Raw genomic sequence first — 26,524 nt, 5'->3', positions numbered from 1 at the left:
TCGGGGGGACGGTTACCACGGTGTGATTCATGACTGGGGTGAAGTCGTAACAAGGTAGCCGTAGGGGAACCTGCGGCTGGATCACCTCCTTAATCGACGACATCAGCTGCTCCATAAGTTCCCACACGAATTGCTTGATTCATTGAAGAAGACGAAAGAAGCAGCCCGAAATTGGGTCTGTAGCTCAGTTGGTTAGAGCGCACCCCTGATAAGGGTGAGGTCGGCAGTTCGAATCTGCCCAGACCCACCAATTTTGTGTGGGAAACGCCTGTAGAAATACGGGGCCATAGCTCAGCTGGGAGAGCGCCTGCCTTGCACGCAGGAGGTCAGCGGTTCGATCCCGCTTGGCTCCACCACTACTGCTTCTGAAGTAAGAGCTTAGAAATGAGCATTCCATCGTTGTGATGGTGAATGTTGATTTCTAGTCTTTGACTAGTTCGTTCTTTAAAAATTTGGGTATGTGATAGAAAGATAGACTGATGGCCACTTTCACTGGTGGTGATCAGGCTAAGGTAAAATTTGTGAGTTCTCTTAGTTGAGAAATTCGAATTTTCGGCGAATGTCGTCTTCACAGTATAACCAGATTGCTTGGGGTTATATGGTCAAGTGAAGAAGCGCATACGGTGGATGCCTTGGCAGTCAGAGGCGATGAAAGACGTGGTAGCCTGCGAAAAGCTTCGGGGAGTCGGCAAACAGACTTTGATCCGGAGATGTCTGAATGGGGGAACCCAGCCATCATAAGATGGTTATCTTGTACTGAATACATAGGTGCAAGAGGCGAACCAGGGGAACTGAAACATCTAAGTACCCTGAGGAAAAGAAATCAACCGAGATTCCCTTAGTAGTGGCGAGCGAACGGGGACTAGCCCTTAAGTGGCTTTGAGATTAGCGGAACGCTCTGGAAAGTGCGGCCATAGTGGGTGATAGCCCTGTACGCGAAAGTCTCTTAGTCATGAAATCGAGTAGGACGGAGCACGAGAAACTTTGTCTGAATATGGGGGGACCATCCTCCAAGGCTAAATACTACTGACTGACCGATAGTGAACTAGTACCGTGAGGGAAAGGCGAAAAGAACCCCGGAGAGGGGAGTGAAATAGATCCTGAAACCGTATGCGTACAAGCAGTGGGAGCAGACTTTGTTCTGTGACTGCGTACCTTTTGTATAATGGGTCAGCGACTTATTTTCAGTGGCGAGCTTAACCGAATAGGGGAGGCGTAGCGAAAGCGAGTCTTAATAGGGCGTCTAGTCGCTGGGAATAGACCCGAAACCGGGCGATCTATCCATGGGCAGGTTGAAGGTTAGGTAACACTGACTGGAGGACCGAACCGACTACCGTTGAAAAGTTAGCGGATGACCTGTGGATCGGAGTGAAAGGCTAATCAAGCTCGGAGATAGCTGGTTCTCCTCGAAAGCTATTTAGGTAGCGCCTCATGTATCACTGTAGGGGGTAGAGCACTGTTTCGGCTAGGGGGTCATCCCGACTTACCAAACCGATGCAAACTCCGAATACCTACAAGTGCCGAGCATGGGAGACACACGGCGGGTGCTAACGTCCGTCGTGAAAAGGGAAACAACCCAGACCGTCAGCTAAGGTCCCAAAGTTATGGTTAAGTGGGAAACGATGTGGGAAGGCTTAGACAGCTAGGAGGTTGGCTTAGAAGCAGCCACCCTTTAAAGAAAGCGTAATAGCTCACTAGTCGAGTCGGCCTGCGCGGAAGATGTAACGGGGCTCAAACCATACACCGAAGCTACGGGTATCACGTAAGTGATGCGGTAGAGGAGCGTTCTGTAAGCCTGTGAAGGTGAGTTGAGAAGCTTGCTGGAGGTATCAGAAGTGCGAATGCTGACATGAGTAACGACAATGGGTGTGAAAAACACCCACGCCGAAAGACCAAGGTTTCCTGCGCAACGTTAATCGACGCAGGGTTAGTCGGTCCCTAAGGCGAGGCTGAAAAGCGTAGTCGATGGAAAACAGGTTAATATTCCTGTACTTCTGGTTATTGCGATGGAGGGACGGAGAAGGCTAGGCCAGCTTGGCGTTGGTTGTCCAAGTTTAAGGTGGTAGGCTGAGATCTTAGGTAAATCCGGGATCTTAAGGCCGAGAGCTGATGACGAGTTGCCTTTAGGCGACGAAGTGGTTGATGCCATGCTTCCAAGAAAAGCTTCTAAGCTTCAGATAACCAGGAACCGTACCCCAAACCGACACAGGTGGTTGGGTAGAGAATACCAAGGCGCTTGAGAGAACTCGGGTGAAGGAACTAGGCAAAATGGCACCGTAACTTCGGGAGAAGGTGCGCCGGTGAGGGTGAAGCACTTGCTGCGTAAGCCCACGCCGGTCGAAGATACCAGGCCGCTGCGACTGTTTATTAAAAACACAGCACTCTGCAAACACGAAAGTGGACGTATAGGGTGTGACGCCTGCCCGGTGCCGGAAGGTTAATTGATGGGGTTAGCTAACGCGAAGCTCTTGATCGAAGCCCCGGTAAACGGCGGCCGTAACTATAACGGTCCTAAGGTAGCGAAATTCCTTGTCGGGTAAGTTCCGACCTGCACGAATGGCGTAACGATGGCGGCGCTGTCTCCACCCGAGACTCAGTGAAATTGAAATCGCTGTGAAGATGCAGTGTATCCGCGGCTAGACGGAAAGACCCCGTGAACCTTTACTATAGCTTTGCACTGGACTTTGAATTTGCTTGTGTAGGATAGGTGGGAGGCTTTGAAGCGTGGACGCCAGTTCGCGTGGAGCCATCCTTGAAATACCACCCTGGCAACTTTGAGGTTCTAACTCAGGTCCGTTATCCGGATCGAGGACAGTGTATGGTGGGTAGTTTGACTGGGGCGGTCTCCTCCTAAAGAGTAACGGAGGAGTACGAAGGTGCGCTCAGACCGGTCGGAAATCGGTCGTAGAGTATAAAGGCAAAAGCGCGCTTGACTGCGAGACAGACACGTCGAGCAGGTACGAAAGTAGGTCTTAGTGATCCGGTGGTTCTGTATGGAAGGGCCATCGCTCAACGGATAAAAGGTACTCCGGGGATAACAGGCTGATACCGCCCAAGAGTTCATATCGACGGCGGTGTTTGGCACCTCGATGTCGGCTCATCACATCCTGGGGCTGAAGCCGGTCCCAAGGGTATGGCTGTTCGCCATTTAAAGTGGTACGCGAGCTGGGTTTAGAACGTCGTGAGACAGTTCGGTCCCTATCTGCCGTGGACGTTTGAGATTTGAGAGGGGCTGCTCCTAGTACGAGAGGACCGGAGTGGACGAACCTCTGGTGTTCCGGTTGTCACGCCAGTGGCATTGCCGGGTAGCTATGTTCGGGAAAGATAACCGCTGAAAGCATCTAAGCGGGAAACTTGCCTCAAGATGAGATCTCACTGGAACCTTGAGTTCCCTGAAGGGCCGTCGAAGACTACGACGTTGATAGGTTGGGTGTGTAAGCGCTGTGAGGCGTTGAGCTAACCAATACTAATTGCCCGTGAGGCTTGACCATATAACACCCAAGCAATCTGTAGACTCGAAAGAGACCAGATTGCGGTGTGTGAAGACGAAAATGAACCGAAAGTTCGACGCTCACAAAACACCTAGCTGTCACATACCCAATTTGCTGAAGCGAGGCCATCTGGTCACGACTCAGTACCCGAATTTCTTGACGACCATAGAGCGTTGGAACCACCTGATCCCATCCCGAACTCAGAAGTGAAACGATGCATCGCCGATGGTAGTGTGGGGTTTCCCCATGTGAGAGTAGGTCATCGTCAAGATTAAATTCCGAAACCCCAATTGCGAAAGCAGTTGGGGTTTTGTTTTGCCCGCAGGAAAGTTTTTGCTCGCGTCAGCGAACAAATTTGCACAGTTATTTTCGAATCAGAACACTAGAATAGATCCCAACTTTTTCGGAGCCAGAGCCCTTATGTCAGATTCGGTTGACGCCCCAGGGCTGTCAGATTTACCGCTGGATGACTTGGTGGCCTGCCATGAGTGCGATCTGCTGATGCGCAAGCCCAAGCTTGCTCACGGCGAAAAAGCCCTCTGCCCACGCTGCGGTTACGAACTGTACGCTCACCGCCATAACGTGGTGCAGCGCAGCCTCGCCCTGGTCATTGCCGCGCTGTTGCTCTACGTGCCGGCGAACTTTTTACCCATCATGCAGCTCAATGTTCTCGGACAATCGTCGCAGGACACGGTCTGGAGCGGTGTGATCGGTCTGTTCAACACCGATATGCGCGGTGTTTCGGTTGTCGTATTCCTTTGCAGCATGGCGATTCCACTGTTGAAACTGCTGTGTCAGTTGATCGTATTGCTGACTATCCGTTTCAACATCGGACGCAGTTATGGCCTGCTGCTCTACCGCATTTATCACCACCTCAAAGACTGGGGCATGCTCGAGGTCTACCTCATGGGCGTCCTGGTCGCGATCGTCAAACTGGCGGACATGGCGGCTATCACCGTGGGCCTCGGTCTGGCGTGTTTCATCGGCTTGTTACTGGTTCAGGTCTGGCTCGAAGTGGTGATGTCGCCGCACCAGATCTGGCAGGCGTTATCAGGAGAAGATGCCCATGCGGGCGATTGATGCAGGCATTCTGATCTGTACCGAATGCCACGAACTGAACAGGCAGGATACCGACAGCGATGTGCAGACTTGCACCCGATGCGGCGCGCTGGTCCACGCCCGGCGCCCCAATAGCCTCGCGCGAACCTGGGCGCTGCTGATCACGGCCGCGATTATCTACATCCCGGCCAACGTACTGCCGATCATGACCGTCAGCTCTCTGGGCCAGGGTGACCCGAGCACGATCATGTCCGGCGTCATTCAGTTGGTGCAGCACGGCATGATTCCAATCGCCGCCGTGGTGTTCATCGCCAGCATCCTGGTGCCGACTTTCAAACTGGTGGGCATCGCGCTGTTGCTGTTTTCTGTACAGCGCCGCCAGCCGTTGTCCGCCCGTCAGCGGATCTGGATGTATCGGTTCATCGAGTTCATCGGCCGCTGGTCGATGCTCGATATTTTCGTGATCGCCATTCTGGTGGCGGTCGTCAACTTCGGCCGGCTTGCCAGTGTCGAAGCCAATCTTGGCGCCATCGCCTTCGCCAGTGTGGTGATTCTGACGATGCTCGCCGCTGTCACTTTCGATCCCCGACTGATTTGGGATAACACGGAGTCGGACGCCGACCATGACTGATTTGCCTGTAGCGAAAACCCGACCGGCTTCGAACTGGTCTGCCATCTGGGTGCTGCCCCTGATCGCCCTGATTATCGGCGGCTGGCTCGGCTGGCGTGCCTACACCGAAACCGGCATCGAGATTCAGGTGCGGTTTGAAAGCGGTGAAGGCATTCAGGCCAACAAGACCGAGGTGGTCTACAAAGGCATGCCGGTCGGCAAGGTGAAAGCCCTCAAGCTCGATGATGAAGGCAACTCCAAAGGTGTCATCGCGACCATCGAGATGAACAAGGATGTCGATCAGTACCTGAAGACCAGCACCCGTTTCTGGCTGGTCAAGCCGAGCGTGACCCTGGCCGGGATCACCGGCCTGGAAACCCTGGTATCGGGTAACTACGTGGCCATCAGTCCCGGTGAAGGCGAGCCGACCCGCAAGTTCAAGGCCCTGGCCGAAGAGCCGCCGCTATCGGATTCGAAGCCCGGTCTGCACTTGACGATCAAGGCCGATCGCCTCGGTTCGCTGAATCGCGGCAGCCCGGTGTTCTACAAGCAGATCAAAGTCGGGCAGATCAAAAGTTACGTGCTGTCGGAAGACCAGAGCACGGTCGAGCTCAAGGTGTTCATCGAACCGACCTACGCCAAACTGGTGCGCAAACACACCCGTTTCTGGAACGCCAGCGGCATCAGCATCGACGCCAACCTGTCCGGCGTGAAAGTGCGCAGCGAATCCCTGGCCAGTATCGTCGCCGGCGGTATTGCCTTCGCCACCCCGGAGAACCGCAAAGACAGCCCGCCCACCGATCCAAGTCTGCCGTTCCGTCTTTACGAAGACTTCGATGCGGCCGCCGCCGGCATCCGTGTGAAGGTCAAACTCAGCGATTTCGAAGGCCTGCAAGCCGGGCGTACCCCGGTGATGTACAAAGGCATTCAGGTCGGTAACCTGAAAGCGCTGAAGATCGATCCGGACCTGTCCAGCGCGACCGCCGAACTGACCCTCGATCCGCTGGCCGAAGACTATCTGGTGACCGGCACGCAATTCTGGGTGGTCAAACCATCGATCTCCCTGGCCGGCATCACCGGTCTGGAAGCGTTGGTAAAAGGTAACTACATCGCCGTGCGCCCGGGCGACAAGGGCGGTGCGCCACAGCGTGAATTCGAAGCCCGGCCAAAAGCCCCGCCGCTCGATCTGCGCGCACCCGGCCTGCACCTGGTGCTGTTCACCGACACCCTCGGCTCGATCGACGTCGGCAGTCCGATCCTCTACAAGCAGGTCAAGGTCGGTTCGGTGCAGAGCTATCAGTTCTCCAAGACACGCAAGCAACTGGTGATCGGCGTCCATATCGAGAAGGAATACGAAAACCTGGTCAACGCCTCGACCCGGTTCTGGAACGTCAGCGGCGTCACACTGACCGGCGGGTTGACCGGCGGTATTCAGGTCAAGAGTGAATCGTTGCAGACCCTGATGGCCGGCGGCATCGCCTTCGAAACGCCTCAAGCCAAGGCACCGCTGCAAAAGCGCATTCCGCGTTTCCGTCTGTTCGCCAACCATGATGAAGCGAATCAGAAAGGCGCCGTCGTCACCATCAAGGTCGATCGCGCGGACGGTCTGCGCAGCGGCACCCCGGTTCGCTTCAAGGGCCTGGATGTCGGCAAGATTGAAAGTGTCGACCTGACCGATGATCTGCAATCGGTAATCCTCACCGCGCGCATCACTGAAGTGCCGGAGAAGATCGCCCGGGTCGGCAGTCAGTTCTGGGTGGTCAAACCGGAGTTGGGTCTGATCAAGACCTCGAACCTGGAGACCCTGGTCACCGGCCAGTACATCGAAGTGCAACCGGCGGCCAAGAACCTCGGCCCGCAGAAGAACTTCGTGGCCCTGGCCAATGCGCCAGAGGTGACCAAGCAAGAGGCTGGCTTGAGTCTGGTACTGAGCGCTGCCCGTCGTGGCTCGCTGAAACCGGGCGTGCCGGTCACCTACCGTGAGATCACCGTAGGCAAAGTCACCGGTTACGAACTGGGCCAGACCGCGGATCGCGTACTGGTGCACATCCTGATCGAACCAAAATACGCGCCACTGGTGCGCAGCGGCAGTCGCTTCTGGAACACCAGCGGCGTCGGTTTCGACATCGGCCTGTTCAAAGGCGTGACCGTACGCACGGAGTCGCTTGAGACAGTGATTCAGGGCGGTATTGCCTTCGCCACACCGGACGGCGAGAAGATGGGCAACCCCGCGCGCGCCGAACAAACCTTCCCGCTGTTCGACAAATTCGAAGACGAGTGGCTGAACTGGGCGCCGAAAATTCCCCTCGGTAAATAATCGAGAGCCCATGAAAAAGGGCCGCGATCCAATGGATCGCGGCCCTTTTTTGTGCCCGTCAGTTACGCATCAAACCGCATCCAGCTCCGGCTCGTCCGCTTCGACATTGATCGTAGCCTTCACCACATCGTGGCGACGGATGTACTTCCAGTCCGCCTCGTCGATGTAGATACCGGCCGGGCCGCTGCCGCCTTCCAGGTCGATGGCGACACTGGCGCAGACCTGCGGCTTCACACTCGCCAGGATCGGCACGAAGCCCAGTTGCAGGCTGGTTTCCAGCAGAGCGGCCTGGTTCTTCTCGTCGATGTCCGCTGCCTCGTCGAGGTAGTACGGCAGACGCACGCGACCGGCCAGGTCGCGGTCCATCAAGTGCAGCAACAAGTACATGTTGGTCAGCGCCTTGATGGTCATCGTGGTGCCATTGGACGCCGCGCCATCGATGTCGGTGTGGATGACCGGCTGGCCATTGACCTTGGTGATCTCGAACGCCAGTTCGAACAAGTCCTTGAGGCCGAGCTGGTTGTGGTTCGCCGCCACCAGCCGCGCCAGGTATTCCTTGGCCTCTTCGTTCTTGTTGTCCTGTTCCGCACTTTGGCTCAGGTCGAACACCGACAGGGTTTCGCCTTCTTCGTACTGACCGGCGCTGTGGATGATCTGGTCGATGTGCTTGAGCGCTTCCTTGTTCGGTGCGAGTACGATGCGGAAGCTCTGCAGGTTGGACACCTGACGCTTGTTGATCTCGCGGTTGAACAGCGCCAGTTGGTGCTCGAGGCTGTCGTAGTCGCTGCGGATGTTGCGCAGGGTCCGCGCGATATCGGTCACGGCTGCACGACGGGCCTTGCCCAGGGTCAGGGCTTCGTCGGTACGGTGCGCGTAAGCGTTGATCAGCAACGACAGACGGCGCTCCATGTCGTCTTCACTGTCGAACTTGGCCACGCCTTTCAGGCGCACCTGCGCGTACAGCGCTTCGATCTGGCCGTCGGCGCGCAGCAGGCCTTGCCAGCTGTCCTGATAGTCGTTGAGCAGCGGCAGCAGGTTGTCCATCGAATCGTCGACCGGATCCATGAACGGCGTACCGAACGGCAGGTCTGCCGGCAACAGCTGACGACGACGCAGGGCATCGTCGAGGGTGCGTTGCTTGGCTTCCATGTCGGCAATCTGCCGGCCGACCAGTTGCAACTTGGCCGACAGTTGCTGGACGCGCTCGGTGAACGCATCGCTGGAACGCTTGAGTTCGTCCTGCGCGGCTTCCATCTGCGCCAGTTGTTCCAGCTTGTCGCCTTCTTCGGCGCTCAGGGTCTGGGTGCGGCGGAAATCTTCCAGCGCCTTCTGCGCATCCAGCACCTGCTGGTACAGCGCTTCGGTCTGGGTCTTGCTCGCGGCGCGGTCGGCGGCCACGGCTTGTTGGGTCTTGAGTTGCTTGAGCTCTTTTTCCAGACGCTCTTTCTGATCGCGCAACGCGGCACGGTCGGCCAAGGCCTGCAGAGCCGGCGGCTCGATGTGCGAGATGTCGATCGACAGGCCCGGCACTTCGAAACGCTCGCCCTTGAAGCCGTCGAGGATCAGCTCGACCGATTTCACCCATTCGCCATCGTCGTCGAGGGTGATGCCGTGTTCACCCAGCGGCAGGCTGAACAGCGCACTGTTGAACAGGCGCATCAGGCGCTCGACATCCTGCTGCGAGAACTCTTCGCGCAGACGTGCGTAGCTGTTGTTGTCGGCGTGATCGAGTTGCTGCTTCACCGACTTCAGGCGTTTTTCCAGATCGCGAAGACGTTCTTCCAGATCCTCGGCACTGAACTGACGGGACTGCGCCAGCGCACCGGCCAGTTCGTCGTGAGCGTCCTTGGCCGCCAGCAGTTGTTGCTCCAGAACCTTGACGTCATCGACCAGCGCGAAGCGGTTCTTCAGAACGGACAATTCGCCGAGCCAGCGCTGGATGCCGGAGATTTCCCGCTCCAGACGCATCAGTTCCTGAGTGCCGCCGCGCTGATCGTTTTGCAGATCGTCCTGCTCGCGACGGTAGTGCTCGGCCTGAATGGTCAGTTCTTCCTTGCGTGCCGTGGCGTAGTCCGACCAGGTGCCGAGCAACGAGTCGAGCAGCGGCGACAGGCGATGCAACTTGCCACGCAACACATCGCGCTGTTTCACGCCGTTGGCCAAGGCTTCGACCAACGGGCCGGCAGCCACCAGCGAGTTGTAGTCCTGTTCCATACGACGCACGTCGCGGAAGGCTTCTTCGCACGCCGCGATGTAATCGACGCTGCCGGAACGCAGGCTGTGTTCGAACGCATCGAGGAACAGCTGCTTCAGCTTGGCTGCGGTGATTTCACGCATGTGCAGCAGGTTGATGAATAGCGCGCGGAAAGTCTTCAGGCTCTGCTCGCTGGTGGAGCGCAGCGGGATCAGCGTCAGATCCAGCGGGATCGACGTGTGACCGCCAACCAGCAAACGACGCAGCTCATCCGGTTTCAGTTCGTAGGCTTTCAGGCCTTCTTTCTCAAGGTTGCTGAACAGCTCTTTCTGACGCAGGCAGGTGTCGTTCTTCTGGTAATGCGCCAGGTCGAGCTTGCCGGCATAGGCAAAGAACTGGTGACCGAAACCACCACCCGGGCCGCGACCGACCACGCCGATCACGTGCGGGCCGTGGGGCAGGTTCACTTCGACGAGGATGTAGCTGGTGTCGGAGGCAAAGTAGAAACGCCGGGATTGTTCCAGGCTGTACTTGCCGAAACTCATGTCCGACATGCGCGCCAGGATCGGGAACTGCAAGGCGTTGATCGAGGCGGATTTACCGAGGTTGTTCGCGCCGTAGACCGACAGCGGTTCTTCCAACGGGAACAGGCCAAGGCTGTAACCGGCGGTGTTCAAAAGGGCAAAGCGGCGGATGCCGTAGCGTTCCTGGCTCATGCGTCGGACTCCTGTTCTTCGGCAATGGCGCGGGCCAGTGCGTCTTCTTCGCTCTCTTCTTCAAACTCGGAAAGATCGAGCGGGTCGTCAGTGGCGAGGAATTTCGCCTCGGCGGCTTCGTCGATCAGCACCGGCGCCGGCAGCGGCAGAACGCTGTGCACGCTGGCCGCCAGATCGCGGTCTTGCTGAACCGACAGGCAGACGTCGAGGAAACGGTGCATCGGCGGCAGGAAACGGTACACGCCGTTTTCCTCGCTGGCGAAGCCGAGCTGAGTCATGCGGCGCATGATTTTTTCTTCGAGCTCTTCAACGGTCTGCACTTCGGCCTGGATGAACAGGTCGCGGTACTTTTCCAGCAGCGACGGCAGTTCTTCGCGGCCGAGGCTGCCGCCATCGAGCACGGCGATCGGATCGCGGCCCTGATCGGCCAGATGCTCGACGAGGATGAAGGTGAACAGCGCCAGACGCTGAGCAGTCTTGTTCACCGCCGCAGCGGCCATGTCTGGCACGAAGTAGTAGAAACCACGGGTGTCGCAGACCAGTTCGAAGCCCAGCGCCTTGAACAGCGTGCGGTACTGGTCCTGGAAGTTCGACAGTTGCGCGTACAGCTCCGGGTCGCGGCGGCTGACGTGGTAACCCTTGAACAGCTCGCGGAAGATCGGCGCGAGTTGCGACAGTTCGGATAGATCAAGATGCATTGGGGATGCTCGCAGAATCCTCGGCGGCGGTGTCGCCGGCCGAGAGCAGGGCGAAGGAGCGCAGGCTGACCTGGTGCTCGTGAGTGTGGTATTCGCGGCGTTCCAGACGCTCGCGCTTGAAGCGTTTTTCCCGCGACAGGCGCGAGAACCAGTAAAGCAATTCGTCGGTGGCGCCGTCCGGCTCCTGCTCCAGCAGCCAGGTCATCAGGTCCGGCATCGGCAGGGATTCTTCGCAGCGGTCGACCATCTCGCGCACGGTGCGCGGTGCGCGCGGGGCATCGCCAGTCTTCTGCGATTTGTGCGCCTTGGGGAAACGCGCCGGTTTCGGCTCGAAACGGGCCAGGGCGTAGACGTAGGCTTCAACCTGACTGGCGCTGCCAAGGAAGGTGCTTTGCGGCCGGGTGAACAGCGGCATCGCGGCTTGCGGCACGGCGTCGATTCCTTTGCGGCGGATCGCGGCCAGCGCCAGCGCAGCACCACGGGTCACGGCGTTGTGTCGGCGGGCTTCTTCACGTAGCGGCAGCAGCAATTCCCGAGCGTGACGCAAGGTCAGCTGGGCGCTGGTCTGCATTTCGAGGATGCGCGCGTGGGTGCGCAGCAGCATGTCGTCATCGACCAGATGGCCGAGGCGCTGCTGTTCGCTGAGCATCTTCAGCAGCACGGTTTCGACCTTGCGTACGCCTTGCTCGAAGGCGCCGTCGGCGTTCACCAGATCGATCATCGGCTCGACATATTCGTCCCACGTCGCCAGTACTTCGGCGTAACGCTGACGCAGCGGAATCTGCCGGTCGCTGGTCTTGGCCCGTTCGGCCACGGCCACCAGCGCCTGTTCGTCGTTGTCGAGTTTCTTCAGAACATCGCGCACGCGCATGTCGAGCAGGCGCAGCTGGCGGGCCAGATCATTGCCGTCACGGACGTCGAACGCATCCTGGATATAACCGGCCAGACGCTCGAGGTGACGCAGATAGGCTTCGATTTCCAGGCACAGGCCCAGACGGTGCTCGCGGCGCAGGTAGGCGAGGAAGTCGTGGATCTGCGCATTGAGCTCGAAACGGTTCGGGCTTTTCGCCACGGGAACCAGAATGTCGAGGCGGATCCACACGTCGAGCAGGCTGGTGATGTCCTGCGGCGTGCTGTCCAGTTGTTGGGCGGCCAGTTGCGTGCGCAGTTCGTTGAGGCTCAGGGTGCCCTGGTCGAAGTGCTCGCACAGTGGCTCCAGAAGTGCCCAGTGTTCAGCGAGGGCGCGCAAGACGCGCTTGGGTTCGATCATCGGAATGGCCGGCTGGTTGGCGATTAAAAGCCGCGATTGTACTGCATCACGAAGGATGCGATTCACTCTCGGGACGGGCTGTCGCTTTTCTTTGCGTCAAGGTATCGGTCAAGACTATCGATCAACAGCGCGCGATCTTGAGCGAAGGGCGGTAGAATCAGCGCACTTCAGTTATCCACAAGTGGCCGACCCTTGCTAATCGAGTCCCGCCGCCGCGCCTATTTGAACGCCATGCAGGTGGTCAACTGGCTGCCGCGCACCGAATTGCCCTTTGCCGCGCCGTCGCGGCCCGAGCTGCTGGACATGCCCGAGCCCGAGATTGCCGCACCGGTGATCCCGGCTACCCCGGCCGAAGCGCCGGAGCAGCCGGCCGCGCGTCCGGTCGAACGGCCGAAGATCGAGGTTCCGCGACCTTCGCTGGCCAGCACCCGCACGGGCGCCAAACCGGTCGAAGAAGTCGACGAAACACCTGTGGTGGCCAAGCCAGCGCCGGTGCCGCCACCGCGTTTTGCCCTGCAATTGCTGCGCGCCGGCCGTTGCCTGCTGCTGGTGGAGTTACCCACAGGCGAAGCCTTTCAGTCCCGCGATCCTGCTTATCTGTTGCTCAAGGACATGCTGCGTGCCGCCGGTCTGCCGGACGCGCCGCAGATTGTCGGTGAGCCGGTGCGCTGGCCATGGCTGAACCGCGGCACGATGGATCAGGGCCCGGAAGCGGCCCGGGATTTCGTCCAGGGTTTCCTGTCGGTGCAGATGGAGGCGGCGCCGTGCGCCTGCCTGTGGCTGATCGGCCTGCCGGCAGTGCGCTTTGCCGGTGAAGCGGATGCCGAAGCTTTCAACCGTGAATTGCAAATCGAGGGTCTTGGCCTGGCGTGGGCCGTGCCGGGGCTGGAATTGTTGATGGAAGAGCCACAGCGCAAGGCCGCCGTGTGGCAAGCCATGCGTCGGCTGATGGCGCGCTGGAAAGAATCGAATGAGTGACGCAGTATCGTTTCGCCCGATGACCGAGGCGGATCTGGACGCTGTGCTGAAGATTGAATTCGCCGCGTACAGCCATCCGTGGACCCGCGGGATTTTTCTCGACGGCCTGGGCAAGTACCAGATATGGCTGATGTTCGAAGGTGAGCAGCAAGTGGGACACGGGGTGGTGCAGATCATTCTCGATGAGGCGCACCTGCTCAACATCACGGTCAAGCCGGAAAACCAGGGCCGCGGGTTGGGGCTGACCCTGCTCGAATACCTGATGTCCCGCGCCTACGCCGCCGATGCCCGGGAATGTTTCCTGGAAGTGCGCGACAGCAACACCTCGGCTTTTCGCCTGTACGAGCGCTATGGCTTCAACGAGATCGGCCGGCGCCGGGATTACTACCCGGCGGTCGGCGGGCGTGAAGATGCCGTGGTCATGGCCTGCACGCTCGTCGACTGATCGCGGCAGGTGTCCTCAGCGCTTGCGATCCAGCGGATCGCGGCGCGCCAGTTCCGCTTCATCCAGCCCGTTGCCGCCGCCGATATCGTCCTCGTCGACCACGCTCAGATCCCAGTCGGCCTGATTGCCTTCTCCGAGTTCGTGGGCATCCCGGGCACCGTCCTCACGGATCAGGGTTTCCGGGCTCAGGTCATCGTCGGTAGGCTCGTGATCGGCGGTCGATGCCCCGGTGAAACCGGCTTCACGCACACGGTCACGGGGCATCAACTGTTCGCGCTCGCGCTCGGGCAGTTCATCGCCGATCTTCGCACTGGGCTGTTCGTCGTCGAAATCCAGCTCATGCACCGAACCCATGCGGTCTTCGTTATCATCGATGGGCTCCGGTTGCACCGCATCATATGGACGTCGTGAATCAGTCATGGCAATTCCTCATACTGTGGGCCTTACTGAGGTGGACTCACCGGGCGCACGAGAAATTCAAAGCAAATCACCCACGACCCCAGCGTGACCCCGACGGGCGGTCGACAGTCATACCAGCGCATCTTTCTTGAGGCCTTACAGCATGCACGACTTACAAGACCTGATTGATAACAACGAGCGTTGGGCTGACGCGATCACCAAGGAAGACCCGGATTTCTTCGCCAAGCTGGCCCGCCAGCAGACGCCTGAATATCTGTGGATCGGCTGCTCCGACGCACGGGTGCCGGCCAATGAAATCGTCGGCATGCTGCCGGGCGATCTGTTCGTTCACCGCAACGTTGCCAACGTGGTGCTGCACACTGACCTCAACTGCCTGTCGGTGATCCAGTACGCAGTGGACGTGCTCAAGGTCAAACATATCCTGGTGACCGGGCACTACGGTTGCGGCGGTGTACGGGCGTCGATGCAGGATCGTCAGTTCGGCCTGATCGACGGCTGGCTGCGTTCGATCCGCGACCTGTATTACGAAAAACGCGAAGAACTGGCCAAGCTGCCGACCGAAGAAGAGCAGGTCGACCGTCTGTGCGAGCTCAACGTGATCCAGCAAGTGGCCAACGTCGCCCACACCAGCATCATCCAGAACGCCTGGCATCGCGGGCAAAGCCTGTCGATCCACGGCTGTATCTACGGCATCAAGGATGGTCGCTGGAAGAGCCTGAACACCACGATCAGCGGTTTCGAGCAGTTGCCGCCGCAGTACCGCTTGCGTCCGGTCGGCGCGCCCTGATCGGTCGTTCAGCGTAAACCTTGCCGTCGCCGCCAGCTCAATAGATAGCGCTGGCCTTCGAGATTGGGTGATTCATCGTAACCGGTGATCCACCCTCGGCAGCGCGAGGATCCGCAACCGCAGGCGAACTGCCGCAGCAGTTTGTCTTCGGTGGCGGTGTAATCGATAGTCAGCCTTTCACCCTCCAGAATATCGCGCAGGGCCCACACCCATAACTCGCTCATGTCGAGAAAGGTGTTCGGGTCGCAGCAATGCTCGAACGCACCGCAAAAACGCGGATCGTAGAGGTGGATACCGGCCAGCAGTTGCCGGGTCTGCCGGCATCGATAGGGCAGAAGTTGGCCTGAAATCCGGCACATTCGGGTGATGCGCAGGAATGCCCGGCACGCTACGACAGCGGTGGCTACGCCCTCGGAATCGTGAACAATCTCGAAATCCTGCTTTGACGGAAATCCCATGCGCACGGGGAGCCCGGCAGAAGGATAAATGCCCTCGGTATCGCGTGCCGGTTTGCCCGGTAGTGCGTAAGTGTTCATAACGGTCCCTGTTGGCTCGTTGTCGCAATTTCCATCGACTGACATCCTGCCAGTCCTGCAACACGATCATTGGATCCAAGATCCCGCAAATCACACTAACGGTCTACTGTCAGATCTGACAGGCGAAATAGACGCTTTCCCGGGTCAGCCAAGGCTGACACGGGAAGAATGTCCGATTGATCAGAGGTGGGCGGCGGGCGCGGCCATGTCCGGCAATGGGCTTTTCAGCTGTTGCAGTTGGGATTTGACCGGTGCGGTCGAACAGGTTTTGTCCGCCTGTGCCACGGTCTCGTTGCGGATCGTGGTGTAGAACAGCTCGCAGGTCTTGGCTTTCTGCGTCACTTGCCAGGACTGGGTGCAGCTGTTGAGCAGTGTCTTCGGATCGGTGCCCGGTTTGCTGCCCATCCCGGCCTGCCAGCAGGCGGCGCTCAAGTCTTGCCCCATCACCTTCAGACCCGCCGCATCGGCCTTGGCCTGGGCATCGTCGCCGGTGTAGTTGCTCGGGTCGGCGGCGTACCAGATGTAGCTCGGGTGGTTGGATCCCAGCACCGGCACGTTTACGCCCGCGCTCGGGCTGATGGTCGCCAGGCCCAGTACATTCACGGTCGCACCGTATTGCTGCTTGATCCAGTTACGCACCGGCGCACCAAAGGCAACCATCGGCAGCACGGCGCCGCTGGCGTTCTGGCTGACCTGCTTGACCATGGTGGTCTGGTAATCCTTGAAGTAGTCGTACACGCCTTCCAGATCCTTGCCGGCGCTGGCGGGCGCGGCGATCGGGGCGATGTCGATGATGGTCTGGTAGGCCGGCGTCTGGTCGGCGGGGATGCCATTGTCGGTCAGCAGCGCGGCCCAGCGGTCGGTGGTGTTCGAGCGCAGGTAATCCTGGGCCTGGGTCAGCGAGTAATCCGGCGGAAAGTGCAGCAGCTCGACACTTTTGCGGTTTTCCAGGGCCATGCCCAGCGGCAGGAACAGGTACCAGCTGTACGCCCATTTGCCGTCGGCATTGAGTTTGCTGGCGCCGTTGTAGGCCAGATCGCCGGCGTCCAGCAGCGCGGTCAGCGGCTTGTCGTAGCCCGTCGGTACGCCGCTGATTTCGGCGTAGAGCTGATCGTTGTCGTTTTTCACCAGCACTTTGGCGTTGGTGTAGCCGTCGCGCTGCACGCTCTGGCTCAGGTAATGGGCGACGGTCTGCTCCAGCGTCCAGTTGCGAAAGCAGATCACGCTGCAATTGTTGGGGTAGGCGAAGAGGCGGGTGACGCGTTCGGTGCTGCCCAGTTTCAGGTCGACATCGGCGTGGGCCGCGGCGCTCAACGTGAGCGCCGCGAGGGTGAGGCCTGCGAGTTTCAACATGCTCAGATCCTTTTCAGCGAGGGTAAAACCTTGGTGGAGGGCAATCCGGCCCGCGTCTAGCCTAGCCGGGGAACAGGTGTTTCAGCGAATAACCAAGCTGACTGGCGAGAGTCACGCCGGTCATGACCACCAGAAACAGCAGCTGCAACGGGCTGAAATGCGCCCAGTGCAGTGCGGTCAGCCACGGGTGCTTGTCGCTGAACTCCGGATCGAGCGTGCCGATGCGCCGCTTGTGCCAGAGCCCGATCAGGATCACCCCGATATAGGTGAAGGCTCCCAGCCCACCGAGCATGACCGAGAACAGCAGGATCATGACGGCTTGCGGCACGCCATGGCGCAGCACGAGCCAGCGGGTATCAGGGTTCCATCGGCGCGGAATGATCCTTTCGGTCAACCACAGGTCCTGAACGATCAAATGGGCGCTGATCAGAAACCAGTAACTCAAGCCGATCCGGAAAAACCAGACAGGAACGCAGGCGAAGGCTAGGGGAATGACGATGCTCATCGCCGTGGTCTTGTGCTCGGCGGGCAGATAAAACAGCCACAGCGCCAGCGCAATCGCGGCCCATGAGCGCAACCAGGTTTCGGCGGCGATGTAGCGCGGCAGAAAGCGTCGCCAGTAGAAGACGTCGGCGTACGGCAAGCGGGCGAGCAGGTCGGGGAAGCGCCACTTGAGGGTTTCCGACAACTGCTGGCAGGCCTGCCAGTCCGCCGGAATGAACCGGGCGGTCATGTCTTTCTGCTGTCGCGGCTTCATCGGGCTGATCAGCATCCGCGCGGCCAGAGCGTCGGGCGACCCGTTGCGCTGATCTTCGGCCCGGGCACACAGGGTGTCGTAGAGGCTTTCCTGGTTGCAGCGCTCGATCAGCGCCTGCCAGAGCCAGTCCGGTTGCGGATGAATGCCCTTGGTGTCGTCCCAGCCAAATAATTGGGAGATACGGTCGAACAGCGGCACGCTCCACTCTGTGTCCTGCAGCAATTGCAGAATGATCTGCTGCCAGTGTTCCCGACGGTCGAACACCTGGAGCCAGGGTTGGGCCGTGTAAGACTTGAGCAGCGCGAGAAATTCGCGCTCGTTTTGCGAGGCGAGCAGCGTTTCCAGCGATTGCCGGTAATCCGTCAGCAATTCATTGGCGAGAATGCTGCGCTGCCCGTCGCCGATGACGATCTCCTGCCATGGGCCCAGCCAGCCGAGGTGCTGCACCGCCCAACGGGCAATCGAAAGGCGCAGCGCGGGATGATCGAAGCACAACGTCAGCAACAGTGTCTGGAACGCTTGCGCACAATTCTGTTGGCGCGCTTGCTCCCAGCGCTCGTCCAGATTGGTGTCCGAGAGGCCGTTCAGCAATTGCGATGCGGCTTCAATGGCCGGGTCGGCAGTCGGTTCCACGGGCTGCGGGTTCAGGGGCTGTACCCGCAAGGTCTGCGACTCGAGCGGTGCTTCGGGCGCGGCCGGGGTCACTGGTTCGAATAGCGCCGTAGGGTAATCCCACGCGTCGGTCCCGGTCTTCTGCAGCGGCTGAGCCATGGACTGCTCTTGCACCGCCAGCGCGGCGATCCCCGGAGCCAGCATGACGTCGCCGTGCTCCTCGGTCTCTTCGTTTTCCAGGCGCCATTGGGCAATCGACAGTGCCCGCTCATAGGCCTCGCGCAGGCGCTGGAAGCCTGCGGCATCTTCATCGGGGCGGAAGACTTTCAGCAGGCGCGCATAACTGCGCTTGATATCACGCAGCCCGGCGTCTTCGGGCAGTTGCAGGACAGACCAGCATTCCATGTCGTGCTTCCTTACTGCCAAGGGTTACGGTCGAGGGCGCTCAACTGCTTGCTCAGTTCGGTACGGGTTTCACGGATCTGCCGCTCGTCCTGGGAATCCAGCGCCTGCTGGAATTGCTTGGCCCAGTAGCCGATCTGATCGCGCAGGTCGCCCAGGCTTTCCTGATACAGACGTTCCAGCCGTGCACTGAGCAGGGTGTTCACCTGTTGCTCGCGCGGATGGATCTTCAATTGCTCCAGGGCTTGCAGACGTTGCTGGATTTCCTCGGGCGTCAGTACACCGGGGTTGTTTTCGATGACCAGCGAATGTTGCTGACCGGTCAGGGGAATGCTGACCTGGGCTTCCAGCAAACCGTTGTTGTCGTAGGTGAAGCGCACATCCAGCTCGACTTCGCCGGCCTTGCGCTTGGGCACCTTGATGTCCAGTTGGCCGAGCGCCACGTTGTCTTTAACCAGGCGACTTTCGCCCTGAAAGATTTTCACGACGACCTGTTCCTGATTGTCGTGAAGGGTCTGCACGGTTTTCACCCGGCTGACCGGGACGATGCTGTTGCGTTCGATGATCGGCAGGTAGTGGCCGCTTTCATACTGGCGACCGACCTGAGTGGAGGTCTCGATCCCCAGGGTGTAGGAGCAGACATCGGTGAGCACCACTTCTTCCAGCGCGGCCGAACGGGCCTTGAGCGCTGCCTGAATGGCGGCGCCTTGAGCGACCACTTGATCCGGATCGAGACTGATCGACGGGAAGCGGCCGAACAGCCCTGCAGCCAGTTTGCGCACCAATGGCATGCGAGTCGTGCCGCCGACCAGCAGGATTTCATCAAGGTCGCTGACGCGGATACGTGCGTCACGCAGGGCCCGCTCGATCGGCGCGCGCAGGCGTTCGAGCAGCGGCATGTACAGCGTCGCCATCTGCGCTTGGGTGATGGTCTGGGTCCATTGCTTTTCGCCGACCTGCAATCTGAATTCGGCGCTGGCGTCCTGGCCCAGTGCACGGCGCACACGCTCGGCTTCGCGGCGCAGCGGCTGGAGGATGGTGGAGCGCTCGGGGAAGTCCGACACGTTGCGATGCTGATCGATAAAGTGCTCGAGCAGCACGTTGTCGAAATCCTCGCCGCCGAGGAAGTTGTCACCGGCGCTGGCACGCACTTCCATGACGCCTTCGAAGAGTTCGAGAATCGACACGTCGAACGTACCGCCGCCCAGATCGAACACCAGAAACGACGTTTCCTTGTCCCGTTGGTGCAGGCCGTAGGCGAGTGCGGCGGCGGTGGGTTCGTTGATCAGCTTTTCGACTTTCAGGCCCGCCAGTTCACCGGCGATGCGCGTGGCCTTGCGCTGGGCGTCGCTGAAATAGGCCGGAACGCTGATCACGGCTTCCGTGACGGTCTGGCCGTAGGTGCGCTCGACGTCTTCTTTCAGGCTCTTGAGCACCAGCGCCGACAGCTCTTCAGGACGGAATTTTTTATCACCGAGGTAGACCTCCGTCGCACTGCCCATATGGCGCTTGAACAGCGACGCGGTCAGACGCGGATGCGTGTGCAGGCGTTCGCGGGCAGCTTGCCCGACCAGAATCCGGCCCTGATCGTCCAGACCCACCACGCTGGGTGTCAGGAACTGCCCCAGGGCGTTAGGCACCAACTCAGTGGCATCGCCGCGCCATACGGCAACAAGGCTGTTGGTGGTTCCCAGGTCAATCCCGACGATCATTGCAACGAACTCCCTTTGCGCTCAGACAAAAAATGAAACAGATATTGGGCGCGCAAGAATATTACCGAGGCAGTGGCGCGGTAAAGAAAGATGATGGCTCTGAGCCATTATTTAAGACAGGCAACCGCAGGAAGGATCGTTCGGGTCGCTTTTTGTCGAAGGGAAAGACAGGGCGCCGGAGCCGGCGCCCTGTCGTCATCGTTTAAGGCATGACGGGCGGCAGATACGAAAGCGTCGTACCCAGCGCCCACAGCAGCACCAGCACCAGCGGCGTGTGCACCAGCAATTGCACGAACGAGAAACCGATCAGATCCCGCGCCTTCAGCCCCAGCACGCCCAGCAGCGGCAGCATGTAGAACGGGTTGATCAGGTTCGGCAGGGCTTCGGCGGCGTTGTAGATCTGCACCGCCCAGCCGAGGTGATAGTTGAGATCGTTGGCCACCTGCATCACGTACGGCGCCTCGATGATCCACTTGCCGCCGCCGGACGGAATGAAGAAACCGAGAATCGCCGAGTACACGCCCATCAGCAGCGCATAGGTGTCGTGGGAAGCGATGCTGACAAAGAAGGTCGAGATGTGATGGGCCAGGGTCTGGGCGTCAGTGCCCTTGACCGTGGTCATCAGCGCGGCGATCGAGCCGTACAGCGGGAATTGGATCAGCACCCCGGTGGTGGTCGGCACGGCGCGCGACACTGCATCAAGGAAACTGCGCGGGCGCCAGTGCAGCAACGCGCCGAGCATGATGAACAGGAAGTTGTAGGTGTTGAGCCCGGAAATCGCGGTGATCGCAGGTTTGGTCGAGAACTCGTGGAACAGCCATCCGGCCGCCAGCAGCACCAGCAGGATGATCAGCAGCGGGCTGTGTTCCAGCCATTCGCCTGGACGGGTGCGCGGTTGCAGCGGTGGCAGGTTGAAGGCCGGGTCGATGCCGCAGGCCTTGGCATCACGCGCCGAGTTCGGGCCGGGCGCGGTGGCGTAGGCGATGATGATCGAAATCACGATCAGCGCCAGCAGCATCACTCCCGACTGCCAGAGGAAAATCGTCTGGGTGAACGGAATCACCCCGGTGATCGACAGAATCGACGGCGGCAGGCTGGCCGGGTTGGCCTGCAACTGCGCGGCGGACGACGACAGGCCCAGCGCCCACACGGCGCCGAGGCCAAGGTAGGCGGCGGCACCAGCGGCGCGGTAGTCCATTTTCAGATCGGTGCGGCGCGCGAGGGCGCGTACCAGCAGACCGCCGAACACCAGCGACAGACCCCAGTTGAGCAAGGACGCGACCATCGAGATCAGCGCGACCCACGCCACGGCCGAGCGGCCGTTCTTCGGGATCCGCGCCAGGCGATCGATCAGCTTTACGGCGGGCGGCGAACTGGCCACGACATAACCACCGATCACCACGAAGGCCATCTGCATGGTGAACGGGATCAGGCTCCAGAACCCGTCACCGAAGGCCATGGCGGCGTCGGTGGGTTTGGCGCCCATGGCCAGGGTCGCCAGCGCGACGATGATCACCGCCAGCGCGGCGAATACCCAGGAGTCGGGAAACCAGCGTTCGGCGAAACTTGAACAGCGCAAGGCAAAGCGCGCAGAGCGGCTATCTTCGATATCAACGGCCACGGGAATACCTCGGATTTTTATGTTTATTGTGGTCTTCGGGGCTTGGCCGGCCCGTCTGGACAGGTGCCAACAGTAAATCAACCGGCGGATTTTTGTGACCGTGTTTTGCCGAATCAGACTATGGTCTAACGGGTTGTCCGGCGGCCCGTTTGCGTAGACCATGGGCGCCTTGGTTTTTTGCCTGCCAGAGTTCTTTGCCATGACTGCCCATTCCACTGCCCGACCGGCGCCGTTCAGCCGTTCCGACTACAAGACCCTCGGCCTTGCGGCCCTGGGCGGGGCGCTGGAGATCTACGATTTCATCATTTTCGTGTTCTTCGCCCTGACCCTCAGCCAGCTGTTCTTCCCGCCGGAAATGCCCGAGTGGCTGCGTCTGCTACAAAGCTTCGGGATCTTCGTCACCGGCTATCTGGCGCGCCCGCTGGGCGGAATCCTGATGGCGCATTTCGCCGACCGGTTGGGGCGCAAGAAGGTCTTCAGCCTGAGCATCCTGATGATGGCGCTGCCGTGCCTGCTGATCGGGATCATGCCGACCTACGCGCAGATCGGCTATTTCGCACCGCTGTTGCTGCTGGCGCTGCGCATCCTGCAAGGCGCGGCGGTGGGCGGTGAAGTGCCGAGCGCCTGGGTGTTCGTGGCCGAGCACGCGCCGGCCGGCCATCGCGGTTATGCGTTGGGCTTTCTGCAGGCCGGGCTGACCTTCGGTTACCTGATCGGCGCGTTGACCGCGACCTTCCTGGCGCAAGTGTTCACCCCGGCCGAAGTGCTGGATTACGCCTGGCGTTATCCGTTTCTGCTCGGCGGCGTGTTCGGTGTGATCGGCGTCTGGTTGCGCCGCTGGCTGAGCGAAACCCCGGTGTTCATGGCGATGGAAGCGCAGCGCGAGGCGCGGGTCGAACTGCCGCTGCGCACCGTGCTGCGCGATCATCGTCTGGCCATGTTGCCGGCGATGCTCCTGACCTGCGTGCTGACCTCGGCGGTGGTGGTGTTCGTGGTCATCACCCCGACCATGATGCAAAAAACCTTCGGCATGACTGCCGGCCACACCTTCGCGTTGAGCGCGCTGGGCATTGTTTTCCTGAACATCGGCTGCGTGATCGCCGGCCGGCTGGTCGATCGCATCGGCGCCTGGCGTACGGTCATGCTCTACAGCCTGCTGCTGCCGCTGGGCATCGGCCTGCTTTATACCTGCCTGATCAGCGGCGGGGATTGGATCGGTCTGGCCTATGCCATCGCCGGTTTGTGCTGTGGCGTGGTCGGTGCGGTGCCGTCGGTGATGGTCAGCCTGTTCCCGGCGCGGATCCGCGTTTCCGGGATCTCCTTCACCTACAACATTGCCTACGCCGCCTGGGCCAGTGTCACACCGTTGCTGCTGATCGGTCTGATGCCGTGGAGTCCGTGGATCTGCGTGATGTTCTGCGCGGTGATGGGGGCGGTGGGCGTCGTCAGCGCGGCGTATTTCGGCTCGCGCATGCCGCGCGCAGAACAGTGTCCGGTGGCCGGCACCGCCTGAATTGTCGAGGCGTAACTATTTTTGTAGGACAAGCCTCAAGCGCTCTTCAGAAAAGATTTCCAAGGCCGATGGTTAGGCTGCATACCCGCTCTCCATCCAGTCCATCGGTGCTTTCCCATGTTCAACAAACGCCTGAAGCAAGAGCTGGCGGCTCTTCGTGAAGAACTCTCCAGCCTTCTGCAAGTGAAGGAGAGCCTGGAAAGCGAGATGCTGGTGCTCACCCTTGAGCCCGACGGACGGATTCAGTCGGTCAACCAGAATTTCCTCAGCGAAATGCTCTACAAGAACCACGACCTGATCGGCCGCGCCATCGAAGACATCGTGCCGGCCCATGTGAAGTCCGACGAGTTTCATCACCGCTTCAAGGCCGCTCTGACCCGTGGCGAGCATTTCGCTGGCGCTGTGCGACTTTCACGCGGTAATGGCGAAGAGGCGTGGCTGCGTTCGATCGTGCAGCCGATTCGCTCTTCGGATGGCCGGATCAAGCACTTCTCGATTTTCTCCAGCGACCTGACCCGCACCATCGAGGCCTCCCGCGAACACGAAAACCTGATCGGCGCGCTGGTGCGTTCGACCGCCGTGATCGAGTTCGACCTCAGCGGAAACGTGCTGAGTGCCAACGAACGGTTCCTGCAAGGCATGGGTTACAGCCTCGCGCAGATCAAGGGCAAACATCACCGCCAGTTCTGCGAGCCGGAGGAGTACAACAGCGCCGAGTACCAGAACTTCTGGCGTCGCCTGAACAACGGCGAATTTGTCGCCGGCCGTTTCAAGCGGATCGACAGCCATGGTCGTGTCGTCTGGCTGGAGGCGTCTTACAACCCGGTGCTCGATGCCAACGAAAAACTCTACAAAGTGGTGAAGTTCGCCACGGTGATCACCGATCAGGTCAATCAGGAACAGGCCGTCGCCGACGCCGCCAACATTGCTTACAGCACGTCCCTGCAAACCGACAGCACCGCCCAGCGCGGCACTCGTGTGGTGACCGAAGCGGTCAATGTGATGCGCGATCTGTCGAAGCACATGCAGACTGCCGGCGAAGGCATCGAGGCGCTGAACGAGCAATCCCAGGTGATCGGCACCATCGTCAAGACCATCAGCGGCATTGCCGAACAAACCAACCTGCTGGCGCTCAACGCAGCCATCGAAGCCGCTCGCGCGGGTGAGCAGGGCCGAGGCTTTGCGGTGGTGGCCGACGAAGTGCGGCAACTGGCTTCGCGCACCAGCCAGGCGACCGAGGAAATCGTCGGCGTGGTGCGCCAGAACCAGGACATGGCGCGCAACGCCGTGGCCCTGATGACCGACGGCAAGCAACAGGCCGAACAAGGGCTGGCGCTGGCGGCGGAGGCCGGTACGGTGATCGTCGAGATCCAGGACGGCGCGCAGAAAGTGGTGGATGCAGTCGGCCAGTTCGCCAACCAGCTATCCAACTGATGCGTGCAAGGCGAAGGGATGGTCGACGGCCATCCCTTCGTTGTTTTTATCCCGCTACAATCGGCTCTTTTTCCCGGAGCAGATCCCATGAGCGAGTCCTTCCGTCGCCCGGTTCCCCTGAACAAAGCCTACCGCCTGCTCAATCACGGGCCGACCGTGCTGGTCAGCGCCGCCCATGACGGGCAGCGCAACATCATGGCCGCTGCGTGGGCCATGCCGCTGGATTTCGAACCGCCGAAAGTCGCGGTGGTCCTCGACAAATCCACCTGGACCCGGCAACTGCTCGAGGCGTCGGGCACCTTCGTTCTCAACGTTCCTTGTGTGAATCAGGCAGACATCGTGCAGACCGTCGGCTCGACGTCGGGCCTGGAAATCAATCGCGATCAAGGTCAGGACAAGTTTCAGGCGTTCGGCTTGCAGAGCTTCGCTGGCGAGCAGGTCGAGGCACCGATGCTCGGCGGTTGCGTGGCCTGGCTCGAATGCCGGTTGCTGCCGGAGCCGCGCAATCACGAACAGTACGATCTGTTCCTCGCCGAGGTGATCGCGGCGCAGGCTGATTCGCGGGTGTTCAGCGATGGACGCTGGCATTTTGAAGGGCACGATGAGCTGCGCACGCTGCATCACGTGGCCGGTGGCAACTTTCTGAAGATCGGTGATCCGGTGGTTGGTAAAAGTCTGGATGCCTGACGGTTATTAATGTTTTGCAGCAATTAATTATTGTTATTCGATAATTTTAATCGTTAGGGTGGCGCTCACATTCATTCTTGTGAGGCTTTCCCATGACCACCTACGGGCTCGTGCAATTCAGTCGGCGCATGGCGACGGTGACGTTGATCCTGATCGTCGTGATGCTGCTGCTCAATGCTGTCATTTGGGTTTACCCACCGTTGGCGGAAAAGGAAAGCTGGGGGCTGGGGTTTGCGCTGACCGAGCGCCAGCTGTCACAAATGGCCGACACCGCCACGCTGTTTCCGTGGTGGCAGAAGCTGGGCGGGATCGTGCTGTCGAGCATTCCCCTGCTGGCGTTGGCGTCGGGCCTGAACCATTTGCGCCGGCTGTTTCAGAGTTACGCGCGAGGTGAGTATTTCGCCCGGGAAACAGCGGAGCATCTGGGCAAGGTCGGACGAGCCGTGGCGATCTGGGTGCTGCTGGATTTCCTCTGTGAGCCGATGCTCAGCCTGTGGGTCACCCAGAACGCGCCGGTCGGTGAGCGGCTGTTGACCCTGAGCATCACGGCTGCCTCATTCGTCGCGTTGTTTCTGGCCGCGTGCATTTCGATCATCGCGCGGATTCTGGCGCAGGCCAGTGAAGTGGATCGGGAAAACCGTACGTTTATTTGAGGTCCTCATGCCTATCGTGATTCAACTGGATGTGATGCTCGCGCTGCGCAAGGTCAAATCCAAAGACCTTGCAGCCGCCATTGGCATCACCGAGGCCAACCTGTCGCTGCTCAAACAGGGCAAGGTCAAAGGGCTGCGCCTGGCGACACTGGATGCCATCTGCGAGTACCTCAACTGTCAGCCCGGGGATCTGCTGGTCCGGGTGGCGGGGGAGGAGGGTGACGCCTGAGGGTTTCGGTTGCTGGCGAATTGGATTCAT

General features: G+C 59.9%; 20 protein-coding genes, 2 tRNA genes, 3 rRNA genes and 1 pseudogene (1 of these 26 only partly in view). 17 read left to right on the top strand and 9 right to left on the bottom strand.

The features are described from left to right. The 8 genes from AC0R79_RS25855 to AC0R79_RS25820 form a co-directional block, all read left to right on the top strand. Positions 1 to 92 (top strand): 16S ribosomal RNA (locus AC0R79_RS25855); it begins 1,445 nt to the left of the window's first position. Positions 93 to 173: 81 nt separating this feature from the next. Further along, positions 174 to 250 (top strand) — tRNA-Ile (locus AC0R79_RS25850). 30 nt (positions 251 to 280) lie between these two features. Then, a tRNA-Ala gene (locus AC0R79_RS25845) sits at positions 281 to 356 on the top strand. 244 nt (positions 357 to 600) lie between these two features. Continuing rightward, positions 601 to 3,491 (top strand): 23S ribosomal RNA (locus AC0R79_RS25840). A 155-nt stretch (positions 3,492 to 3,646) separates the two neighbouring features. Beyond that, positions 3,647 to 3,762: ribosomal RNA gene (rrf, locus tag AC0R79_RS25835) — 5S ribosomal RNA — on the top strand. Together the 16S, 23S and 5S rRNA genes with 2 tRNA genes alongside form the textbook arrangement of a ribosomal RNA operon. Positions 3,763 to 3,911: 149 nt before the next feature. Then, positions 3,912 to 4,571, top strand: coding sequence for a paraquat-inducible protein A (locus AC0R79_RS25830; RefSeq protein ID WP_007951772.1), 660 nt, complete (start codon positions 3,912 to 3,914; stop codon positions 4,569 to 4,571). Then, on the top strand, positions 4,558 to 5,181 hold the full coding sequence (locus AC0R79_RS25825) for a paraquat-inducible protein A (RefSeq protein WP_007951771.1): 624 nt from the start codon (positions 4,558 to 4,560) through the stop codon (positions 5,179 to 5,181). The genes AC0R79_RS25830 and AC0R79_RS25825 overlap by 14 nt, the downstream gene beginning before the upstream one ends. Then, the gene (locus AC0R79_RS25820) at positions 5,174 to 7,477 is read left to right on the top strand and encodes a PqiB family protein (RefSeq protein ID WP_474732219.1); all 2,304 of its coding nucleotides are present in this window, start codon (positions 5,174 to 5,176) and stop codon (positions 7,475 to 7,477) included. Before AC0R79_RS25825 ends, AC0R79_RS25820 begins: the two co-directional genes overlap by 8 nt. 69 nt (positions 7,478 to 7,546) lie before the next feature. Here the strand turns inward: AC0R79_RS25820 and mksF are convergent, their stop codons facing one another. The 3 genes from mksF to mksB are packed head-to-tail and all read right to left on the bottom strand — an operon-like array spanning position 7,547 to position 12,355. Next, positions 7,547 to 10,387 carry an Mks condensin complex protein MksF gene (mksF, locus tag AC0R79_RS25815; RefSeq protein WP_474732218.1) on the bottom strand — a complete coding sequence of 947 codons (2,841 nt, stop codon included), beginning with the start codon at positions 10,385 to 10,387 and terminating at the stop codon, positions 7,547 to 7,549. Further along, positions 10,384 to 11,085 carry an Mks condensin complex protein MksE gene (gene mksE / locus AC0R79_RS25810; RefSeq protein WP_007951764.1) on the bottom strand — a complete coding sequence of 234 codons (702 nt, stop codon included), beginning with the start codon at positions 11,083 to 11,085 and terminating at the stop codon, positions 10,384 to 10,386. The genes mksF and mksE overlap by 4 nt, the downstream gene beginning before the upstream one ends. After that, positions 11,075 to 12,355, bottom strand: coding sequence for an Mks condensin complex protein MksB (gene mksB / locus AC0R79_RS25805; RefSeq protein ID WP_162803847.1), 1,281 nt, complete (start codon positions 12,353 to 12,355; stop codon positions 11,075 to 11,077). The genes mksE and mksB overlap by 11 nt, the downstream gene beginning before the upstream one ends. A 231-nt stretch (positions 12,356 to 12,586) precedes the next feature. Between mksB and AC0R79_RS25800 the strand changes: the two genes are divergently transcribed. Both AC0R79_RS25800 and rimI read left to right on the top strand, forming a co-directional pair. Next, positions 12,587 to 13,333, top strand: coding sequence for a hypothetical protein (locus tag AC0R79_RS25800; RefSeq protein ID WP_007951760.1), 747 nt, complete (start codon positions 12,587 to 12,589; stop codon positions 13,331 to 13,333). Continuing rightward, the gene (gene rimI, locus AC0R79_RS25795) at positions 13,326 to 13,778 is read left to right on the top strand and encodes a ribosomal protein S18-alanine N-acetyltransferase (protein WP_007951758.1); all 453 of its coding nucleotides are present in this window, start codon (positions 13,326 to 13,328) and stop codon (positions 13,776 to 13,778) included. Before AC0R79_RS25800 ends, rimI begins: the two co-directional genes overlap by 8 nt. A gap of 15 nt (positions 13,779 to 13,793) precedes the next feature. On the opposite strand, the gene AC0R79_RS25790 is transcribed toward rimI, so the two are convergent. Further along, positions 13,794 to 14,198, bottom strand: a complete 405-nt coding sequence (locus AC0R79_RS25790) for a serine kinase/phosphatase (protein WP_221534790.1) — start codon at positions 14,196 to 14,198, stop codon at positions 13,794 to 13,796. 142 nt (positions 14,199 to 14,340) lie between these two features. Here AC0R79_RS25790 and can point away from each other — a divergent pair, with 142 nt between their 5' ends. Then, positions 14,341 to 14,985: a carbonate dehydratase gene (gene can / locus AC0R79_RS25785; RefSeq protein WP_007951756.1), complete on the top strand. Its 645-nt coding sequence runs from the start codon at positions 14,341 to 14,343 to the stop codon at positions 14,983 to 14,985. An 8-nt stretch (positions 14,986 to 14,993) separates the two neighbouring features. Here can and AC0R79_RS25780 read toward each other — a convergent pair whose 3' ends face one another. The 5 genes from AC0R79_RS25780 to AC0R79_RS25760 form a co-directional block, all read right to left on the bottom strand. Next, positions 14,994 to 15,521 (bottom strand): SET domain-containing protein, encoded by a 528-nt coding sequence (locus AC0R79_RS25780; RefSeq protein WP_375747880.1) that lies wholly within the window; start codon positions 15,519 to 15,521, stop codon positions 14,994 to 14,996. Positions 15,522 to 15,701: 180 nt separating this feature from the next. Beyond that, positions 15,702 to 16,874, bottom strand: a complete 1,173-nt coding sequence (locus AC0R79_RS25775) for a hypothetical protein (protein WP_474732209.1) — start codon at positions 16,872 to 16,874, stop codon at positions 15,702 to 15,704. A gap of 61 nt (positions 16,875 to 16,935) precedes the next feature. Then, positions 16,936 to 18,648 carry a J domain-containing protein gene (locus AC0R79_RS25770; RefSeq protein ID WP_474732206.1) on the bottom strand — a complete coding sequence of 571 codons (1,713 nt, stop codon included), beginning with the start codon at positions 18,646 to 18,648 and terminating at the stop codon, positions 16,936 to 16,938. A gap of 11 nt (positions 18,649 to 18,659) precedes the next feature. After that, a complete protein-coding gene (locus AC0R79_RS25765) occupies positions 18,660 to 20,357 on the bottom strand; it encodes a molecular chaperone HscC (protein ID WP_474732202.1) in 1,698 nt (565 codons plus the stop codon). A 202-nt stretch (positions 20,358 to 20,559) separates the two neighbouring features. After that, complete coding sequence (locus tag AC0R79_RS25760) at positions 20,560 to 21,978, bottom strand: short-chain fatty acid transporter (RefSeq protein WP_007951749.1); 1,419 nt, start codon at positions 21,976 to 21,978, stop codon at positions 20,560 to 20,562. Between the two features lie 199 nt (positions 21,979 to 22,177). On the opposite strand from AC0R79_RS25760, the gene AC0R79_RS25755 reads away from it, so the two are divergent. From AC0R79_RS25755 to AC0R79_RS25730, 6 genes and pseudogenes are all read left to right on the top strand, one after another. Next, a complete protein-coding gene (locus tag AC0R79_RS25755; RefSeq protein WP_474732199.1) occupies positions 22,178 to 23,491 on the top strand; it encodes an MFS transporter in 1,314 nt (437 codons plus the stop codon). Between the two features lie 117 nt (positions 23,492 to 23,608). Further along, positions 23,609 to 24,337: pseudogene (locus tag AC0R79_RS25750) on the top strand (PAS domain-containing protein); the annotation flags it as partial. A 156-nt stretch (positions 24,338 to 24,493) separates the two neighbouring features. Next, entirely contained in the window at positions 24,494 to 24,925 is a 432-nt protein-coding gene (locus AC0R79_RS25745; RefSeq protein WP_236676451.1) for a methyl-accepting chemotaxis protein, read from the top strand. Between the two features lie 87 nt (positions 24,926 to 25,012). Then, a complete protein-coding gene (locus AC0R79_RS25740; RefSeq protein ID WP_127799910.1) occupies positions 25,013 to 25,612 on the top strand; it encodes a flavin reductase family protein in 600 nt (199 codons plus the stop codon). 92 nt (positions 25,613 to 25,704) lie between these two features. Next, positions 25,705 to 26,265: a DUF2975 domain-containing protein gene (locus AC0R79_RS25735; RefSeq protein ID WP_127799909.1), complete on the top strand. Its 561-nt coding sequence runs from the start codon at positions 25,705 to 25,707 to the stop codon at positions 26,263 to 26,265. Between the two features lie 7 nt (positions 26,266 to 26,272). Next, positions 26,273 to 26,494 (top strand): helix-turn-helix domain-containing protein, encoded by a 222-nt coding sequence (locus AC0R79_RS25730; protein WP_007951734.1) that lies wholly within the window; start codon positions 26,273 to 26,275, stop codon positions 26,492 to 26,494. The last annotated feature ends 30 nt before the right edge of the window (positions 26,495 to 26,524 follow it).

Source organism: Pseudomonas sp. HD57-3, assembly GCF_056113135.1.
This window is presented reverse-complemented; position numbering and strand designations above follow the sequence as displayed.

What these genes read in the sequence shown, in the direction of transcription:
- AC0R79_RS25830 (WP_007951772.1), top strand. Translation starts at nt 3,912, where the DNA reads ATGTCAGATTCGGTTGACGCCCCAGGGCTGTCAGATTTACCGCTGGAT.
- AC0R79_RS25825 (WP_007951771.1), top strand. Translation starts at nt 4,558, where the DNA reads ATGCGGGCGATTGATGCAGGCATTCTGATCTGTACCGAATGCCACGAA.
- AC0R79_RS25820 (WP_474732219.1), top strand. Translation starts at nt 5,174, where the DNA reads ATGACTGATTTGCCTGTAGCGAAAACCCGACCGGCTTCGAACTGGTCT.
- mksF (WP_474732218.1), bottom strand. Translation starts at nt 10,387, where the DNA reads ATGAGCCAGGAACGCTACGGCATCCGCCGCTTTGCCCTTTTGAACACC.
- mksE (WP_007951764.1), bottom strand. Translation starts at nt 11,085, where the DNA reads ATGCATCTTGATCTATCCGAACTGTCGCAACTCGCGCCGATCTTCCGC.
- mksB (WP_162803847.1), bottom strand. Translation starts at nt 12,355, where the DNA reads ATGATCGAACCCAAGCGCGTCTTGCGCGCCCTCGCTGAACACTGGGCA.
- AC0R79_RS25800 (WP_007951760.1), top strand. Translation starts at nt 12,587, where the DNA reads ATGCAGGTGGTCAACTGGCTGCCGCGCACCGAATTGCCCTTTGCCGCG.
- rimI (WP_007951758.1), top strand. Translation starts at nt 13,326, where the DNA reads ATGAGTGACGCAGTATCGTTTCGCCCGATGACCGAGGCGGATCTGGAC.
- AC0R79_RS25790 (WP_221534790.1), bottom strand. Translation starts at nt 14,198, where the DNA reads ATGACTGATTCACGACGTCCATATGATGCGGTGCAACCGGAGCCCATC.
- can (WP_007951756.1), top strand. Translation starts at nt 14,341, where the DNA reads ATGCACGACTTACAAGACCTGATTGATAACAACGAGCGTTGGGCTGAC.
- AC0R79_RS25780 (WP_375747880.1), bottom strand. Translation starts at nt 15,521, where the DNA reads ATGAACACTTACGCACTACCGGGCAAACCGGCACGCGATACCGAGGGC.
- AC0R79_RS25775 (WP_474732209.1), bottom strand. Translation starts at nt 16,874, where the DNA reads ATGTTGAAACTCGCAGGCCTCACCCTCGCGGCGCTCACGTTGAGCGCC.
- AC0R79_RS25770 (WP_474732206.1), bottom strand. Translation starts at nt 18,648, where the DNA reads ATGGAATGCTGGTCTGTCCTGCAACTGCCCGAAGACGCCGGGCTGCGT.
- AC0R79_RS25765 (WP_474732202.1), bottom strand. Translation starts at nt 20,357, where the DNA reads ATGATCGTCGGGATTGACCTGGGAACCACCAACAGCCTTGTTGCCGTA.
- AC0R79_RS25755 (WP_474732199.1), top strand. Translation starts at nt 22,178, where the DNA reads ATGACTGCCCATTCCACTGCCCGACCGGCGCCGTTCAGCCGTTCCGAC.
- AC0R79_RS25745 (WP_236676451.1), top strand. Translation starts at nt 24,494, where the DNA reads ATGCGCGATCTGTCGAAGCACATGCAGACTGCCGGCGAAGGCATCGAG.
- AC0R79_RS25740 (WP_127799910.1), top strand. Translation starts at nt 25,013, where the DNA reads ATGAGCGAGTCCTTCCGTCGCCCGGTTCCCCTGAACAAAGCCTACCGC.
- AC0R79_RS25735 (WP_127799909.1), top strand. Translation starts at nt 25,705, where the DNA reads ATGACCACCTACGGGCTCGTGCAATTCAGTCGGCGCATGGCGACGGTG.
- AC0R79_RS25730 (WP_007951734.1), top strand. Translation starts at nt 26,273, where the DNA reads ATGCCTATCGTGATTCAACTGGATGTGATGCTCGCGCTGCGCAAGGTC.